Raw genomic sequence first — 18289 nt, 5'->3', positions numbered from 1 at the left:
GAAGGCGACCCCGACCAGCCCCTGGTCACCGGCTGCCTATACCACAAGGAACACCTGGTGCCTTACCCGCTGCCGGCCAATAAGACCCGCAGCGTATTCAAGACCCTGAGCAGCCCCGGCGGTGGCGGCTATAACGAGCTGCGTATCGAAGACAAGAAAGGCGCGGAGCAGATCTATCTGCATGCCGAGCGCGACAGGGACGAGAATATCGAACACGACCAGAAGATCCGCATCGGCAACCAGCGCCACGATACCGTCGAAGCCAACAGCTACAGCCAATTCCAGGCCGAAGAACAGCGCACCACCCACGCCGACCGCAAGGTGGAAATCCGCAGCAACGACCACCTGACGGTCGCCACCATCCGCCATGTGAAGGTCGGGGTCGGCCAATTTGTCGAAGCCGGCAACGAAATCCACTACCAAGCCGGCAATAAAGTGGTGATAGACGCAGGCCTGGAACTCACCGCCAATGGCGGCGGCAGCTTCCTCAAACTCGACCCCAGCGGCGTCACCCTGAGCGGCGCGACCATCAAGCTCAACTCGGGCGGCGCACCGGGGGTGGGCAGCGGGATTGGCATTCTGTTGCCGGTGATTCCGGGGGCGGCGGATGCGGACAAGGCCGGCAGTTTGACGACCCTGGCCGCGGCGAATGCGCCTGGCGTTATCCCTCTCGCCGAGCCTGCACGCAAAACCAAGCCTGGGTACGACCTCGACTTCCTGATCACTGCACAGGACACGGGCCTGCCGTTGCCGAACTTCCCCTATGTCATCACCACCAAGTCCGGCAAAACGCTGTATGGGCGAACGGACCAGGAAGGCAGAACCCTGAAGGTCGCCAGCCATGAAGCCGAGACCGCGACCATAGAAATTTACGATGACGTACCACCGCTCAACCCACACTGGGACGCCTGAACATGCAAAAGCCCAAGCCCCTGGCAACAGGCCAACAGAGCCTGACCCCCGTGACGGAAACCAAGCCGGCCAGCCTGCCTGTAGATGACGCCGCACGTCTGCGGGAAATAAGGAAACTGGTAGAGGCAAACAATCAGTCCTCCATCGATACCGACAGCATTATTTGCCAGATCTATATGGAGTCTCGTTTCGATGCTAACGCGCGGGCTCAAGGCAGCTCGGCCAAAGGCTTAATGCAACTGCTCAAGGCGCCAGTACGCGAACTATACCGTCTCGAGAATCTTAAGAAGCCCCGCGCAGACCGCCTGGATGAGACCGATGTATATAAAGAAGCCGATAAATTCCATGCCAGCGCGGAACTAACTGACCAAGCCACCAACATTAAGATCGGCACTCAGTATTTAGAGCATCTTATTCAACGCCAGACAAAGAAAGGCGCGAAAGATCCCATAGCCGAAGCCTACAAAGACTATCGCGGCCTTAAAAATGGAATTTACTACAACAAAATAAAAGCAACTGCGGAAAAGCTAAAAGCCGCCCAAGAGTCAATGCAAATATTGCGAGACATGGTCAAATGAAAACGCTTCTATCCATATCAATACTCTTGATCTTATTGCCCCTATCAGCCAGCGCTGAAAATCTTAAAGCAGTCGAAAACTGCCTGCTAGGAGCTGGGCAAAGCGCTCAGGTCGCAGTCCTGAGTGCCCAGCCAATAGCCGATTCGGCCATTTATTACCTGCAACAACAACAGAAACTCACCCCGGCTTTTGCAAGCGCAGAACTGTCCCGGGGTGCCGCTATTTCCATCCAGTGTTCTGGGCGTGAAGAAAAGGCCTTGGTCGTATCCGGTGAGTTCAGCGCCAATTATCTACAGGGCTTCGCGCTTCGCTATAACAGCGCCAGCCACGAGTTGGAGCGGATAGATTTTGCCGAAAGAAACCGCCCCAGTTGGGTCTATTTAAACCAGAGCGGCATGGCGGTGGTGTTCCAGAACATTGGCAATGAAAGCAGCAAGAAATACCTGGTCTACCAATACATCTCTGGCAAGGGCCAAGCCGAGGCCGCCTACGGCACTAACAGAGTGCCCACGGACAGTTCAAATATAAAAATAACCTTGATTGATGCGCAGCAATAATCCACAGAATTTCTCTGCATATAAATAAACAAATTAAACACCCGAAATTAATAGAGGGAATAACTATGTTGATGCGTTACTTGCCCGCCCTCCTCCTGGTAACGGCCCTCACCGGCTGCAGTGGCAATTACAAGTTCAACGATGACCAATACCGCCCCCTGGGCGATCCGCAAGCAGTGCAGCGCGGTAACTGACCGCAAGGAGTTAACAACCATGGAACTGGTTTTCGATGTGGTCAGTGCCCAGCAGTTCGTGTCAGGTCTATTGACCAGCAAAACCTTTAAGCAGGCCGGCGGCATTATCGGCCGGGCGGAGGAGTGCGACTGGGTGATTCCGGATCGCAAGCGGGTGCTGTCGGGGCGGCATGCCGAGGTCAGCTACCGCGATGGCGCCTTCTTCCTGACCGATACCAGCAGCAATGGCATCCAGCTGAAAGACAGCGGCGCCAGCCTGCGCAAGGGCGAACCACAGCGCATCGAGCACGGCAGCCTGTATTGCTTCGGCGACTTCGAGATCCGCGCGCGGCTGATTCAGGACCCGGCGCTGTTCGCCGGCGATACCGGCCGCGCGCAACCGGCCGGCAGCATCATTCCCGACGACGCCTTTCTCGACCTCGACCCGTTGACCGCCCTCGATCAGCAGGAGCGGGTCTACGCCGAAGTGGATGACCTCACGGCGATCCTGCGTCCGCCCAAGGCGCAGACGCAGCAGCGCGATTACGCGCAGATCGACGAAGAAAACCTGCTGCTGCCGCAGTTGGTGGCGCCGACGCCCGCGCCGCAGCCCAGGCGCGCGCCGGAGCCGGTGCGTTTGCCGCCAAGCTTCTGGGAGAAATTCGGCGAGGCCCTCGGGGTCAAGCTCGACGACCTCGACGACGACGGCCGCGAAGCCCTGGCGCTGCACGCCGCCAAGTTGCTCAAGCAGAGCGTCGGCAGCCTGCAGCAGAGCCTGCGTACCCGCAGCGAGCTGAAGAACGAGCTGCGCCTGGCCCTGACCACGGTGCAGAGCGCCGGCAACAACCCGCTCAAGCACAGCAGCGATGCCAGCGAAGCAATGACTGCCCTGCTGCGTGGCGGCAAACCCGGCGCGCTGTCCGCCGAACAGAGCATCGGCCGCGGCTTCCGCGACCTGCAGGCGCATCAGGTGGCACTACTGGCGGCCAGCCGCGCCGCGGTCAAGGGCATGTTCGAGCAGCTGTCGCCGGAACAACTGAGCCTGCGTTTCGAGCGTGAAGGGCGTAAGCCATTGCTCGCCACCGCCGGCAGCCGCTGGCGCGCCTATAGCCGCTTGCACGCGCTGCTTACACAGAACGACGACTGGAGCGAGCGCCTGTTCGCCCGCGACTTCGCCCACAGCTACGAAGAACAGGTTCGCCTGATCGCCACCCTCAACACCGACGCTCAAGGATGATGTCCATGCACCGTTTTACCCTGCTGGCGCTGCTGGCCACGCTGCTGACCCTCGGCGGCTGCTCGTCGCTGTCGCCCTATTCGAAGATGACCAAGCTGGACCTGACCCTAAGCGGCAGCGAGAAGCTCAACCCGGACCTGAATGGCCGGCCTTCGCCGATAGTGCTGCGCCTGATCGAGCTGAAGCACCCGGTGGCTTTCGAAAGCGCCGATTTCTTCTCGCTGTATCAACGCCCGAAAGAGGCCCTGGCGCCGGATCTGGTGGTACTCGAGGAGCTTGAGCTAAGGCCCGGCGAAACCCGCGAGCTGAAGCTCTCGGTGCAGAAAGGCAGCCGCTATGTCGGCGTGCTGGCCGCCTACCGCGACCTGCCGGAAAGCAACTGGCGCCTGGTCATCCCGCTGCAGCAACAGGCACGCAACAGCAGCGTGCTCAAGCTGGATGCCCAGGGCATCAAAGCCGTCGATAAGCACGTCAAGGAAGAGGACTGAGCCATGGCCATGCATAAAGTGGTGTGGCAGGAAGGCATGCTGCTGCGCCCGCAGCACTTCCAGCAGAACGACCGTTACTACGACTACCAGCTGAAGACCCGCACGCAGAAGCTCGACAGCTATGCCTGGGGCTTTTTCGAGCTGGAGATCGATCGCCAGTTCCTCAATATGGGCAAGCTGGTGGTGAGCAAGGCCAGCGGCATCCTGCCCGATGGCAGCCTGTTCGATATCGGCGCCGAGCGCGAGCCGCTGGCCCTGGACGTGCCGCCGAACACCGGCAACACCCCGGTATACCTGGCCCTGCCGCTGGTCACCGGCAACCATATCGAGAGCCGCCGCCCGGAGCAGCAGGACGTGCTGGCGCGCTTCACCGCCTTCGACGAGGAAGTCGCCGACTCCAACGCCGGCGACAGCGCCGCCAGCCAGGTCAGCTGTGGCCGCCCGGATTTCCGCCTGCTGCTCGGCGCGCAACAGAGCGACCAGGCCTACGTCAAACTGCAGCTGTGCGACGTGCTCGACACCACCCCGGACGGGGTGATCAGCCTCGATCCGGAATTTATCCCGACCTACGTCAACTTCCAGGCTTCCGGCTATCTGCTGTCCTGCCTGAAGGAAGTGATCAGCATGCTGGCCCACCGCGGTGACATCCTCGCCGAGCGCATCAGCGCCACCGGCAAGGTCGGCGGCGCCGAAGTTGGCGACTTTATGATGCTGCAGCTGATCAACCGCTTCGAGCCGGTGCTGCGGCATTACCTGGGCATCGAGCAGGTGCACCCGGAGCAGATCTACCGCGAGCTGCTCGGCCTGCTCGGCGAGCTGGCGACCTTCTCCAGCGAGGTCAAACGCCCGCGCCTGGAAGGCCGCTACCTGCACAGCGACCAGGGCCTGAGCTTCCGCAAGCTGATGGACGCGATCCGCCAGGTGCTGTCGATGGTGCTGGAACAGCACGCCATCGAAATGCTTCTGCAACAGCGTCAGTACGGCATCCAGGTGTCGCCGCTGCACGACCACAAGTTGCTCGCCACCTCTACCTTCGTCCTCGCCGCCAGCGCCCAGTGCGATTCGGAAGAGCTGCGCAACCGCCTGCCGGCGCACCTCAAGGTCGGCCCGGTGGAGCGCATCCGCCAGCTGGTCAACCTGCACCTGCCGGGGATCAAGGTCAAACCGCTGCCGGTGGCGCCACGGCAGATCCCCTTCCACTCAGGGAAAACCTACTTCGCCTTGGAGCTGGGCTCCGAGGAACTGGCGCAGCTGGAACGCTCCGGCGGCTTCGCCTTCCACGTGTCCGGCGAGTTCTCCGGGCTTGAGCTGAAATTCTGGGCGATCAGGAACTGATGATGACCACCAAGGAAATGGAATACGGCCAGGACGACAAGACCGTCATCCTCAACCGCAAAGGTGACGCCCCCGCGCACAGCCCGCTGACCGACTTCGCCGCGCCGCCGAAATTCGAGCAACTGGAAGAACGCATGATCTACGCCGCGCGCCTACGCCCGGCGGAGACCTTCAATATCAGCCTGAATCCGCTGGTGGCCGCCGCGTCCACCCTGCTCTCGGAAGTGGTGCGGCTCAAGCACAGCTTCGAGAGCGAGGACATGCACGGCCTCAACCAGCGCCTGGCCAGCGCCATCAAGCTGTTCGAGCACCGCGCCCTGCATGAAGGCGCCGAGAGCAGCCAGGTGATGGCCGCGCGTTACGTGCTGTGCACCGTGGTCGACGAAGCGGTGGTGACCACCGCCTGGGGCAACGAGAGCGAGTGGTCGCAGATGAGCCTGCTGTCGAGTTTTCACAACGAAACCTTCGGCGGCGAGAAGTTCTTCCAGCTGCTCGAGCGCCTGTCGCGCAACCCGGTCAAGCACCTGCCGATGCTCGAGCTGATGTACCTGTGCCTGTCGCTGGGTTTCGAGGGCAAGTACCGCGTACTGCCGCGCGGCATGCTGGAGTTGGAAGCGGTGCGCGACAGCCTGTACCGGCAGATCCGCCAGATGCGCGGTGATGTGCCACGGGAAATCTCGCCGCATTGGCAAGGCCTGAAAGACAGCCGCCGGCGTCTGGTGCGCATCGTGCCCTGGTGGCTGGTGGCGCTGTTCACCCTGGTCTGCCTGGTGGTGATCTATGGCGGTTTCGCCTGGGTATTGGGCGAACAGCGCGAGACTGTTTTGCAGCCGTACGAGCAACTCGACCCGTCCGCGGGTGCACTCATGGATGATCTGAAATGAAGAGCTTTTTCGGCAAGTTAGCCGCATTTTTCCGCCAGACCTGGGTCTGGAGCCTGTGCCTGGTATTGGTTCTGGCGCTGCTGGTGTGGTTCGTCGGCCCTTTGCTCGCGGTCAACGATTACAAGTTCTGGGAGTCGGCCAGCAGCCGCCTGCTGAGCATCAGTGGGCTGTTCCTGCTCTGGGGCCTGGCCATGGTGTTCGCCAGCTGGAAGGCCACGGCGCGCAAGAAGGCCGAGGAAGACGACGCCGACGCCCAGGAGCGCCTGCGCCGCGAAAGCCTGATCGACGAGGAACAACTCGAACTGCGCCAGCGCTTCAAGCAGGCGCTGCACAGCCTCAAGCGCTCCAGCCTGTATCGCGGACGTAGCGAGAAGTGGCGCAACGAGCTGCCCTGGTACCTGCTGCTCGGCCCCCAGGGCAGCGGCAAGACCAGCCTGCTGGACTTCTCCGGCCTGGACTTCCCGCTCAACCGTGGTGAGCAGCAACGCCTGACCAAGGACGTTTCCGGCACCCGCTACGCCGACTGGTATTTCGCCGAGCATGCGGTGCTGATCGACACCGCCGGGCGCTACCTGAGCCAACCCGACCCGGCCATCGACGGCCGCGCCTGGGACTTCCTGCTCGGCCTGCTGCGCCAGCGCCGCGCCCGCCCGCTAAACGGCGTGCTGGTGAATATTCCGCTCGAACAGCTGCAAGGTGGCAGCGAGATCGAGCTGGAAAACCTGGCGCGGCAGACCCGCCAGCGCCTGCAGGACATCCACCAGCGCCTGGGCGCCGATGTGCCGGTGTACCTGGTGCTGAGCAAGGCCGACCAGGTGCTGGGCTTCGACGAGTTCTTCGATCAGCTGTCCCGCGAGGAAAGCGATCAGGTGCTCGGCGCCAGCTTCCGCAAGGAGCAGAACAGCACCGACGTGCAGGTGGTGCGCCAGGAGTTCGAAGAGCTGCTGCGCCGCCTCAACAGCCAGGTGATCCTGCGCATGCACCAGGAGCGCGACACCCAGCGCCGCGGCCGTATCCTCGACTTCCCGCACCAGCTCGGGCAGATCGGCGAGCGCCTGTGCCTGTTCGCCGAGCTGGCCTTCAGCGGCAACCGCTACCAGCGTGCCAGCCAGCTGCGCGGCTTCTACCTGACCAGCGCACCGCAGCTCAGCGAGCAGCTCGACCCCAGCACCAGTAGCATCGGCCGTAACCTGGGCCTCTCCAGCAGCGCCCTGCCGACCTTCCGCAGCGGCCGCGCGCGCTTTATCAACCACCTGCTGAGCCGGGTGATCTTCCCCGAGTCCGAGCTGGCCGGCCTCGATCAGAAGGAAGTGCGCCGCATCGACTGGGGCCAGCGCGCCATGTACGCCTGCGCCCTGGCCTGCCTGACGCTGTTCGGCGCGCTCTGGGCCAACGGCTTCTCCAGCAACCATGAGCGTCTGGAACAGCTGCGCGCCATCGCCCAGCAACTGACTCAGCAACAACGCAGCCTCAGTCCCCAGGACGATGCGCTGCAGACCCTCAAGGCACTAGACCAGAGCCATGCCGCGACCCAGGTATTCCCAACCCTGGACGAAGCCGCCTACCTGCACCGCGCGGGCCTGTATCAGGGTGAGCGGGTCGACCCGACCCTGCAGCGGGCTTACCGCGGCGAGCTGGAAAACCTCCTGCTGCCGCGCGTCGGCCGTCAGCTGGAGGCGCAAGTACGCGCCAACCTGAACGACCGCGAACGCCTGCTCAACAGCCTGCGCGCCTACCTGATGCTCAACCTGGAGGAGCGCCGCGACAAGGCCTTCCTGCAGGAATGGCTGGCCGCCGACTGGTCGCTGCGTTACGCCGGCAACAGTGCCGGCCAGCGCGGCCTTAACCAGCACTTCGAGCGCCTGCTGGCCGAGTCGTTCGCCCCCTACTCGCTCAACGAACCCCTGGTGGCACAGGCGCGCCAGGTACTGCGTAGCGAGTCGCTGGCGGGCGTGGTCTACCGCATGCTCCGCGAACAGGCGCGCAGCCTGCCGGACTACCGCCTGAGCCAGAAGCTCGGCCCGCAAGCCGGCCTGTTTATCGGCAGCGACTACAGCATTCCGGGTTTCTACACCCAGGTCGGTTACCAGAAGCTGTTCGTCGCCCAGGGCGCCGATCTGGTGCGCGATATCCTGCGCGACAACTGGGTGCTCGGCGAAGGCGACAACCTCAGCAGCGCCGACCTCAGCCGTCTGCTGGTGGAAATGGAGCAGCTGTACTTCCGCGATTACGCCAACTACTGGGGCGAAGCCCTGGCGCAGTTGGCGCTGGACCCCATCGGCAGCGCCAACCAGGGCGCCCTGCAACTGGCCGGCCTGACCGCCGCCAATTCGCCGCTGCTGCAACTGCTGGTGGAGGTACGCGACAACACCCGCTTCAACGGCATGGCCGAAGCGGCCGACGACGCCGGTGCCGCCGCGCAAGCCCTGGAAGGTGCCAAGGGCAAACTGGGCAAGGCGGCCAAGCTGGCAGCGGCCGCCGCCGAACAGGCGCAGGCGGCGCTGATCAAGAACCTGCCGGACACCGCACGGAAAACCCTGGAACGGCGCTTCGAACCGCTGCATCGCCTGCTCGACGACAACGGCGGCGCCGCGGCGGAACTGGCCGGCACCCTGCAGGCACTGAATGCCCTGCAGCTGCAACTGGCCGGCCTGGCCCATGCCAGCTCACCCGAGCAGGCCGCCTTCGAGTTAGCCAAGGCACGCATGGGCGGTCAGCGCGACGCCATCAACCAGGTGCGCAGCAACGCCGCGCGCCTGCCGCAGCCGGTCGGCAACTGGCTCGGCCTGCTCGCCGAAGACAGCTGGATGCTGGTGCTGGGCGATGCCCACCAGTACCTCAACCAGCGCTATAAGGACGAGCTGTACGCCGCCTACAAGGGTTCGCTGAAACAGCGTTATCCGTTCAGCGCCCACAGCGAAAGCGACGTGGCGATCGCCGACTTCCGCGAGTTCTTCAAGGCCCAAGGCATAGCCGAGCGCTTCTTCGACGGCTACCTCAAGCCCTTCGTCAGCGGCGCCGCCGGCCAGTACCAACTGCGCCGCGTGGACGGCCGTGGCCTGCCGCTGTCGCGCGAGTTCCTCGAGCAGATGAGCCATGCCCAGACCATCCGCCGCAGCTTCTTCGCCGAGAACCCCAACGAGCCGAAAGTGCTGTTCAAGCTGGAGCCCTACTCGCTGGATTCCAGCCTGGGCCGCGCCGACTTCCGCTTCGGCAGCCAGCAGATGGAATACCGCCATGGGCCGATCGTGCAGACCGCGTTCAGCTGGCCAGCCGCGGATAACGAAGGCCGTACCAGCCTGGTGGTGGAAGAGCTGGGCGGACGCAAGGTCGGCATCGAGAAGAACACCGGCCCCTGGTCGCTGTTCCGCCTGCTCGACCTGATGAGCGTGGATTACCACAGCGGTCGCGACGTGCTGATGCTCAAGGCCGACCTCGGCGGCCTGCGCGCCAACTACCTGCTGCACAGCCAGCGCTCGCCGAACCCCTTCGACATCGGCCTGCTGCGCAGCTTCAAACTGCCGGCGACGCTCTGATGCTGGCACTCGCGAACGCCTGGCGCAGCGCCGCGCGCACCGACACCGGCAAGGTCCGCGCGCGCAACGAGGATGCCTTTCTGGCCCTGCCGGAGCAGGGCCTGTGGGTGGTGGCCGATGGCATGGGCGGGCACCAGAACGGTGCCCTGGCCAGCCGCCTGATAGTCGAGCAGCTGGCCGAACCCAGCGCGGGCGATTTGCAACAGCGCCTGGCCGAACTGCGCCAGCGCCTGCACGGGCTGAATCGGCGCCTCGCTCAAGAGCTGACCGTGACCGCCGCGCACCCGGACCCGGTGATCGGCAGCACCGTGGTGGCGCTGCTGATCGAGGGCGAGCGCGCCGCCTGCGTGTGGGCCGGCGACAGCCGCTGCTACCTGTGGCGCGGCAGTCGCCTGTATCAGCTCAGCCGCGACCATTCGCTGCTGCAGCAACTGATCGACGAACAGCAACTGAGCCCAGCCGAGGCCGCTCGCCATCCCGCGGCGCACGCCTTGACCCGGGCCATAGGCGCCAGCGACGAGCTGAAGCTGGAAATACTCGAGCTGGACATACTCCCCGGCGACGCCTTTCTGCTGTGCAGCGATGGCCTCTATCAAGGCCTGTCCGCCGACGAACTGGGCGCCGCGCTGAACCTGCCGTCACCGCAACTGACGCTCAATCGCCTGTTTCAGCAGGTCCTCGACGGCCCGGCGCGGGACAACCTGAGCGCCGTGGTGATCCGCCGATGAGGACGCGAGGATGAGTGCAAGCCTGCTCGACGAGGCGCCGCTGGCCAGCAACGAGACCAGCAACGAAGCCAGCGACCTGACCTATTTCGCCCTGGCCGCCACCGCCGCCAAACCGGCGGACAAGGCCGCGGATAAAACCCAGCGCCCCGCGCTGAGCGAACTGCCGGACGTGCTCGGCGGCCGCTATAAGATCGAACGTCTGCTCGGCGTCGGCGGCATGGGCGCGGTGTACCGCGCCCGTGACCTGCTGCGCGAGCAATTCGGCGACCCCGAGCCCTATGTGGCACTGAAAACCCTCAGCGACGACTTCGCCGAATACCCGGACGCCAACTCCTTGCTGTACAGCGAATTCGCCCTCACCGCGCGGCTCAACCACCCCCATGTGGTCAGGCTGTTCGGCTTCGAGGTGGATCTGCCGAGCCAGCGCGCCTTCCTCACCCTGGAGCTGCTCAAGGGCCTGACCCTCGACCAGTTGCTCGGCGAACGCCCCGAAGGCTTGCCCTGGAGCGAGTTGCAAGGCATCGCCATCGCCCTGCTCGACGCCCTGAGCTATTCGCACAGCCTGGGCGTACTGCATGGCGACCTGAAACCCAGCAATGTGATGCTCGCCGCCGACGGCCTGCGCCTGTTCGATTATGGTCTCGGCCAGCCGGTGGAAGGCTTGCTGCCGGGCCTGCCGCGCCTATGCCGCAACCGCTTCACCGCCTGGACGCCACGCTACGCCGCGTTGGAGCTGCTCGACGGCGCGCCGCTGAGCGCCGCGGCCGATGTCTATGCCCTGGCCTGCGTGCTGTATGAGCTGGCCGGCGGCCGCCACCCGTTCCGACGCCTCAGCGCCAAGCAGGCCAAGGCCATGCAGCTGGATCAGCAACTGCAACGGCCCGAGCACTTGCCGTCGCATTGCTGGCCAGCCTTGCGCACCGCTCTGGCGTTCGACGAGGCGCAGCGCAGCATCAGCAGTGCGCAGTTGCTGGAGCTATTCCGCGCCCCGCCGCCGACTCGCTGGCAGCACTGGCTGGGCCGTAGCAGCTAGGAGGCTGTCCGAGAATGGCAATTGACTACACATCGTAGGTTGGCGCTGAGGAACGAAGCCCAACATGCAAAAAACCGTAGTTCCGGACAGCCTCCTAGCAGCATCAATGGATGATCTTTTTACAAGGAAATAAGCATGTTCAACCCGGCCAATGAAACCCACTTCAGCCTGCGCATCGAAGGACTCGAACACGACCTGCAAGTGCTCGAATTCAGCGGTCGCGAGGCGATCAGCCAGCCCTATCGCTTCGAAGTGGAGCTGGTCAGCGAGCGGCCCGATCTGGACCTGCAAAGCCTGCTGCATCAGCCGGCTTTTCTCGCCTTTACCCCGGACGGCCTGGGCATTCACGGGCTGATCCATAGGGTCGCCCAAGGTGAAAGCGGCAAGCGCCTGACCCGCTACAGCCTGTGCCTAGTGCCGCAGCTGGCGTACCTGGCCCACCGCACTAACCAGCGCATCTTCCAGCACCTGACGGTGCCGCAGATAGTCGCCCAGGTGTTGCAGGAGCATGGCATCCAGGCGGGCGCCCAGCAGTTCCAGCTCGGCCCGACCCTCTACCCCGAGCGCGACTACTGCGTGCAGTACGACGAGAGCGACCTGCACTTCGTCCAGCGCCTGTGCGAGGAGGAAGGCATCCACTACCACTTCCAGCACAGCGAGCAGGGCCATGTGCTGGTGTTCGGCGACGACCAGAGCGCCTTCGGCAAACTTGGCCAGCCCACCGCCTACCTGCAAGACAACGGCATGACCGCCATTGATCCGGTGATCAAACGCTTCGCCGTGCGCCTGGAAACCCGTACCAGCCGCACCACGCGCCGCGACTACGATTTCGAGCAACCGCGGCTGCTTATGGAAGCAGCATACAAAGCGGATCGCGATCCCGAAGCCAAACCGTTGCCGGATCTCGAGGACTACGACTACCCAGGCCGCTTTGTCGACCGCAGCCGCGGCAAACATCTGAGCCAGCGCAACCTGCAACGCCACCGCGCCGACTACCGCCTGGCCGAAGGCCGCGGTGACCAACCCAAGCTGCTTAGCGGCCACTTCCTGGAACTCTCCGACCACCCACGGCGGGACTGGAACGACCTCTGGCTGCTGCACGAAGTGATCCACCAAGGCAAACAGCCCCAGGTGCTGGAAGAGTCCATCACTAACTTTTCGCCCCTCCGGGGAGACGACTACATGGATGTAGGAGGTAGGGCGACGCAGGATGCCAAAGCCGAGGGCTGGGGAGAGGGGCAAGCAGACGACACCGACTTCCACCAAGGCTACCGCAACCGCTTTACCGCCACCCCCTGGGACGTACCTTTCCGCCCGCCACTCGCGCATCCCAAACCCCGCGTGCTGGGCAGCCAGACCGCCGTGGTCACCGGCCCCGCCGGCGAAGAAATCCACTGCGATCAATACGGCCGGATCAAGGTGCACTTCTTTTGGGATAGAGGGCATTGGGACCGTGAAGGCCAGGCCGACGACAAGACCAGCTGCTGGCTGCGCGTGTCCAACAGCTGGGCCGGCGACGGCTATGGCGGCATCGCCATCCCACGGATCGGCATGGAAGTGCTGGTGACCTTCCTCGAAGGCGATCCCGACCAACCCCTGGTCACCGGCTGCCTATATCACAAGGAACATGTCGTCCCCTACGACCTGCCGGCCAACAAGACCCGCAGCGTCTTCAAAACCCTCAGCACCCCAGGCGGCGCCGGCTACAACGAACTGCGCATCGAAGACAAAAAAGGCGCCGAGCAGATCTACCTGCACGCCCAGCGCGACTGGGACGAAAACATCGAGCACGACCAGAAGATCCGCGTCGGCAACGAGCGTCACGACAGGGTCGAGGCCAATAGCTACACCGAGCTGCAAGCCGAAGAACACCTGACGGTCAAAGCCGAGCGCAAAGTCGAAGTCAAACCCGACGACCACCTCACCGTCGGGCAAAACCAGCACATCAAACTCGGCACCGCCCAACTGAGCAAAGCCGGCCGCGAAATCCATCTGAAGGCCGGGCAGAAGATGGTTATCGAGGCCGCCAGCGAACTGACCCTCAAAGCCGGCGGCAGCTTTATCAAGCTCGACGGCGGCGGCATCACAGTGCTCGGCCCAATGGCCAAGATCAACGCCGGCGGCGCACCGGGCAAAGGCTCGGGCATCGCCATCAAACCACCGGTGCTGCCGGGGGCGGCGGATAAAGATAAGGCGGGGAATTTGTTGGATGAGGCGTTGCTGAACAGCTTCGAGATACCACCGAAGCGCAAATCCAAGCGGATGCTCAACTTCTCCGGCTGATCAGGGCTGACATAGCTGTGCAGACCCAGGCGACAGCGGGGCGCACTACCAAGGACATTAGGTAAGCAACGATGACCGATACGAACAAAATCAACGCCTGGGCGTTTCCCTTTAACAGCGCGGGCGATGCCAGCAAAGAAATCACCGATCCACAGTTTTACTACGACGCCTTGGCCAAGGCTAAAAACGGCTTCTACCCCATGGGGGACAATGGCCTCTGGCATGGTGGCGTGCATTTCGACAGCGGCACCGCAGCAGCCCTGGATCAATCCAGCGTGCGCTGCATCGCCGACGGTGAAGTGATTGCCTACCGCATCGATAACCAATACCCAGAAAGCGAGTACATCAGCGGGGTCCCCCTGATCAAGCGCGCACCCTTCTCCACCGGCTTCGTCCTGGTCAAGCATCGGTTGGAGCTGCCGCCTGTGCCCGCAGCCACACCTGCAACTCCGGCCGCACCGGCCGCACCGGCCGAAGCCTTGACCTTCTATAGCCTGTATATGCACCTGCTCGACTGGAAGGGCTATCAAGCCCCCGGCGCCCCGCTGCCGCCGCCTTTCTTGGCGGAAACGAGTTATCTAGTCAGTGAGCGAGCCACTGATCCAATTGTGGGCCTGCGCGTGCGTAAGTTGGCAAGCGGGGGCAGCACCGAAGTCCTGGCAATGCTACCCAAGGGCTGCAAAGTCACCCTCGGCGCCGCCGATATCAGCGACCCAAGCTGGAAACAGCTAGCCAGCATAGTCGAAGGCGCGGCCGTGCCAGCCTTGCCGAGTGGCGTCATCGGCTGGGTGTATGCCCCCGAATTGACCGGCGGCACAGTCGCGGGGGTTGCAACCGATACAGAGCCTGCACTAACCCTCAGCCATCAGGGTTTAAACGTCCGCAAGGAAGGGAAACTCACCGGCACCATCATTGGCGTATTGCCACGGGGCGCCAAGGTCAAATTGGGCGCTGAAAGCACGGTTGATTCCAACTACTACAAGTTGCTGGAAGTTCTCGACTACAAAGGCGTACCCGCACTGCCCAATGGGGCTGACGGCAAACCGCTCGGCTACGTCTACCTCTCCAAACTAGATGCAATCCCCGGTGAGCCCAAAGCAAAAGAGGCGGTGTACCCGCTGCCCACCGCCTACCCGATCAAGGCCGGCGAACTGATCGGCCATCTGGGCCAGTATCAGAACCACGATGATTCAACCCCCAAAGCCCTGCTGCATCTGGAAGTGTTCAGCTGCGAGGATGTGCCCGCCTTTATTGCCAAGAGCCGAGCACGGGCAAGCAGCTTGCCCGCCACGCAAAAAACCCTGCTGAAGATTCATCCCGACACCAAGCTGATTACCCATGCCGAAGGCATGTCCGCCACCAACCCACCCAAGGTCAGCGACCCAGGCCAAACCATCGGAGTTACCCGCATCATCCCGCTGGCCGTGCTCAACAGCTTGCCGGCGGATCGTAAAATTCAAACCAGCACCCCGATGGCAGGCGGCCCGCCCGTTATTACCCAATGGTGGCGCCTCAACGATGAATTCGCAGACAAGGACGGCAACCTGATTAGCGGCTGGCTGGCCGACATCATTCCCACCCACCACAGCCCCTGGGAATGGGAGGGCTTCGACTTTATCAGCGAAACTGCCTGCGCGGCCGACCAATTTGCCTGCCACCTCGACGCCCAACGCCTGTTAAGTGAAGTGGGGCAGGCCGACTATCAAGCGCAAATCAACACCGCGGATAACGGCCCGGTCAAAACCCGCCTGTACGACATCATCGACGGCGCCGATGGCAGCGTACGCGACGACAAACTCAGCACCACAGAAATCCGCGCCGCATTGGGCAAGCCCTGGCATGCCCAGTCCATCTCCCGCCTTATCACCCACTACGAAAGCGAGTGGTTTTGGAAAGCCACCAAGTGGGACGAGCTGGATAAGCTAATGGAACATACGCCGGCCGATCCAAATCCTAATTGGGTGAGTGAGAAAAAGCGGATTCAGACGCTGAGTTGGTGGAGTGAGATCAATCTTAATCCGGACGGCAAGGCATGGCATCTGAACGCTGCCGCTTTGATCGGTAATTTCAGCTCTAAAGGTTGCGTATGCCTTGATGATCTGACCAAAGCGCAACTGAAAGCAATAGCACCTGGCGCCTCTACAGCGAATGTGGATCGATATATCAGCCCAATCAATGAAATGTTTAGAACGTTTGGAATAGAAAGCTGCATCAGCAGGGCGCATGTACTTGCTCAAATGCTGCATGAAAGCGGCAGCATGAATTTCGTTACAGAAGGACTTAATTCCGATAACCCCCTACCTTCGTATCACCCATATATCGGAAGAGGACTAATACAGATTACTTGGGAGGCCAATTATCGGGCTTACGGAAACTATATTGGCGAGAGCTTCATTGGCAGTCCGCACTACAACAAAATGGCTGCCCCCCCCCACTGCGTGACTTCCGTAGGGTGGTTCTGGACACAGTTCAAGAAATTACTCAATCACTCGGATAGTGATGACTTTATATACATAACCGCACTAATAAATGGCGGATTCAACGGCTATGATCATCGCTTGGAGTTCCTCAATTCCGCCATCGAACAATTGAAGATAAGGTCATGCGCGAAACTGAATACAGCAGGAGTCTACAAGCTTGAGGACAGCGAGGCCTATAACAAGGCCAAGTTTTCCTTCGCGTGGGGGCTCTGGAGCGATCCTGGTAGTACCTCCAGAGGAAAAGCAAAAAATACACCAGATGCCATAGCCGGATACTCCAGGTTCCTTGAGATTTACGAATCCTCACAGCGAGTCAGAGACGACAACACCACTACCTATTACGCATCATCTCGCAAAGCGCCTCAGGCAAAGGACCATGCTGAGCGCCGAATTGAAGCATTAAGGAGTTCCTGATGTTCAGCCCAAGCAGAATAACTTTGCTCTTTTCTCTTGCTGCGGTACCCGCCATAGCAACTGCCAACCAATGTATTTATGACTTAAACGCAGACGGCAAGTGTGACGCATACTCTGTAACCGCCGTGAATGACAATGACTCGTTGCACAAAATCACCATCACACCGAGCAATGCAAAAGAAGTCTCTGGGCTGTTCAACACCGGTTCAGGCGGAATTGCGCCCGGCTACTTTCCGGGGGACATTTTTATTCCCATAGAGTTCGAGTCCGTGCACACGGTAGAACAAAGGGCCTATACCTTTCGCTGGCAAGACAAATTGAAGAATTGGGTTCTGATAAAAGAGTCCAATTGGTTGGAGCCTTTTCGGGATGAAATTTACTCCTTAGGGGAAGAACCCATGCCCAACGAGGCGCACTTCCCTAGAGACTTTAGCGTCAATCGTATCAAGTGCTGCGTGAAACTAACCGATTTTTCTAGTTCATCTGTCGACTATCAAGTTATGAACAAAAATGAAGCGCGCAAAGAAGTCGATGATGAAATCAAGAAATTAAAGGCACTGCTTCCTCAAGGAAAAAAAAGTCAGCTCTTCTATAGCGCCCTGCCGATGAGCCAGGAAAATAGAAAACCCATTCCATCGGATTTTGTATATGAGCTCTCTATGGCCGTATCCGAGAAAAATGTAGGAGCACTCAACGATTATGCGTACTACATGCAGCAGGCAGGAAATAATGTATTGGCTGCCATATTACTGAAGAGTATTCACGAGAAATTCCCGAACCGCGTAGTTGCCACTTTGAATCTAGCCGACAGCTATTGGGATATCGGCATGAGAGATAGTGCCTGCTTCTTATACCGCGAATATTCTGAAGAAATGGGGAAGCTCGACAAGAAAAAATTGATTCCCGAGCGAGTGCAATCCAGAAGCAAATGTGAGAGCAAATAAGGGAGAGAACTTGGGGCAGGCATTACATTTTGCACACGAGCAAACTCTACAAAACATCAAATGTAATACCTGACCATCAGCAACTGCTGCGCTTGAAAAAGCTATAGCCAAATGCTCGAGTTCTGCTCTTTTGTGAACGAATTTTCAAAGATTGAAAATTTTGTTCCCCCTACATCGACTAACTGCACCCGCCCATACAGACTCTAGGCAATGGAGCTGTATGAGGTAACTACACCATCGACGTCAAAATCAATAGAATAGGAATTCGTAAATGCTACGAAAATTATGGGCGGTTTTATTAGCCAGCTTTATCTCTGGTGCCTCAGCTGAAGGTTTTTATGTTCTTACACCTATAGCTACCAGTATTAAACGCCTCCCCGAAGTTGACGTGTTATTTCGCATCGTAGATATTGTCGGAGATGGGTACACTGAAATTCCTAACCCAGCCCCAAACTATTGGTGTTCCGTCCAACCCAAGAGTACTCGGCGCCCGGGACCGGACAAGTGCTTCGATATTGACCTATGGGAAAACGATAGCGAAGTAAAAATCTTATCGCAACATATCCTCAAGTACGACAATAGTATTCCTTCCGCGTACTTACTCATAACTTATGTTTCTCAGACGGAAAATTCGTTACCTCAAGATGTGCGCATTGCAATTGACACAGGCACCAGCTATTCCAGCGGTAATATTTACAATGCCTACG

Annotated in this window: 13 protein-coding genes and 2 pseudogenes; all 15 read left to right on the top strand. The window is 60.7% G+C overall.

Annotation, left to right across the window (positions count from 1 at the left end; translation table 11 throughout):
- Nucleotides 1-912: pseudogene (locus Q8Q83_RS19510) on the top strand (type VI secretion system tip protein VgrG); the annotation flags it as partial.
- A gap of 2 nt (nt 913-914) precedes the next feature.
- Nucleotides 915-1490 carry a transglycosylase SLT domain-containing protein gene (locus Q8Q83_RS19505; RefSeq protein ID WP_305625787.1) on the top strand — a complete coding sequence of 192 codons (576 nt, stop codon included), beginning with the start codon at nt 915-917 and terminating at the stop codon, nt 1488-1490.
- The gene (locus Q8Q83_RS19500; RefSeq protein ID WP_305625786.1) at nt 1487-2047 is read left to right on the top strand and encodes a hypothetical protein; all 561 of its coding nucleotides are present in this window, start codon (nt 1487-1489) and stop codon (nt 2045-2047) included. The genes Q8Q83_RS19505 and Q8Q83_RS19500 overlap by 4 nt, the downstream gene beginning before the upstream one ends.
- Nucleotides 2048-2112: 65 nt before the next feature.
- Complete coding sequence (locus tag Q8Q83_RS19495; protein ID WP_305625785.1) at nt 2113-2241, top strand: type VI secretion protein; 129 nt, start codon at nt 2113-2115, stop codon at nt 2239-2241.
- Between the two features lie 19 nt (nt 2242-2260).
- Nucleotides 2261-3457 (top strand): type VI secretion system-associated FHA domain protein TagH, encoded by a 1197-nt coding sequence (gene tagH, locus Q8Q83_RS19490; RefSeq protein WP_305625784.1) that lies wholly within the window; start codon nt 2261-2263, stop codon nt 3455-3457.
- Nucleotides 3458-3462: 5 nt separating this feature from the next.
- On the top strand, nt 3463-3945 hold the full coding sequence (gene tssJ, locus Q8Q83_RS19485) for a type VI secretion system lipoprotein TssJ (protein ID WP_305625783.1): 483 nt from the start codon (nt 3463-3465) through the stop codon (nt 3943-3945).
- A 3-nt stretch (nt 3946-3948) separates the two neighbouring features.
- Nucleotides 3949-5280, top strand: a complete 1332-nt coding sequence (gene tssK, locus Q8Q83_RS19480) for a type VI secretion system baseplate subunit TssK (RefSeq protein WP_305625782.1) — start codon at nt 3949-3951, stop codon at nt 5278-5280.
- A 2-nt stretch (nt 5281-5282) separates the two neighbouring features.
- On the top strand, nt 5283-6164 hold the full coding sequence (gene icmH, locus Q8Q83_RS19475; protein ID WP_305625781.1) for a type IVB secretion system protein IcmH/DotU: 882 nt from the start codon (nt 5283-5285) through the stop codon (nt 6162-6164).
- Entirely contained in the window at nt 6161-9700 is a 3540-nt protein-coding gene (gene tssM, locus Q8Q83_RS19470; RefSeq protein WP_305625780.1) for a type VI secretion system membrane subunit TssM, read from the top strand. Before icmH ends, tssM begins: the two co-directional genes overlap by 4 nt.
- Complete coding sequence (locus Q8Q83_RS19465; protein ID WP_305625779.1) at nt 9700-10428, top strand: PP2C family serine/threonine-protein phosphatase; 729 nt, start codon at nt 9700-9702, stop codon at nt 10426-10428. Before tssM ends, Q8Q83_RS19465 begins: the two co-directional genes overlap by 1 nt.
- A gap of 10 nt (nt 10429-10438) precedes the next feature.
- The gene (locus Q8Q83_RS19460) at nt 10439-11461 is read left to right on the top strand and encodes a serine/threonine-protein kinase (protein ID WP_305625778.1); all 1023 of its coding nucleotides are present in this window, start codon (nt 10439-10441) and stop codon (nt 11459-11461) included.
- Between the two features lie 135 nt (nt 11462-11596).
- Nucleotides 11597-13744: a type VI secretion system tip protein TssI/VgrG gene (gene tssI, locus Q8Q83_RS19455; protein WP_305625777.1), complete on the top strand. Its 2148-nt coding sequence runs from the start codon at nt 11597-11599 to the stop codon at nt 13742-13744.
- Between the two features lie 71 nt (nt 13745-13815).
- Entirely contained in the window at nt 13816-16638 is a 2823-nt protein-coding gene (locus Q8Q83_RS19450) for a hypothetical protein (protein WP_305625776.1), read from the top strand.
- On the top strand, nt 16638-17582 hold the full coding sequence (locus Q8Q83_RS19445) for a type IV pilus biogenesis/stability protein PilW (protein WP_305625775.1): 945 nt from the start codon (nt 16638-16640) through the stop codon (nt 17580-17582). Before Q8Q83_RS19450 ends, Q8Q83_RS19445 begins: the two co-directional genes overlap by 1 nt.
- A gap of 271 nt (nt 17583-17853) precedes the next feature.
- Nucleotides 17854-18289 (top strand): annotated as a pseudogene (locus tag Q8Q83_RS19440) (hypothetical protein); the annotation flags it as partial.

This window comes from Pseudomonas sp. (genome assembly GCF_030696055.1).
Lineage (GTDB): Bacteria > Pseudomonadota > Gammaproteobacteria > Pseudomonadales > Pseudomonadaceae > Aquipseudomonas.
This window is presented reverse-complemented; position numbering and strand designations above follow the sequence as displayed.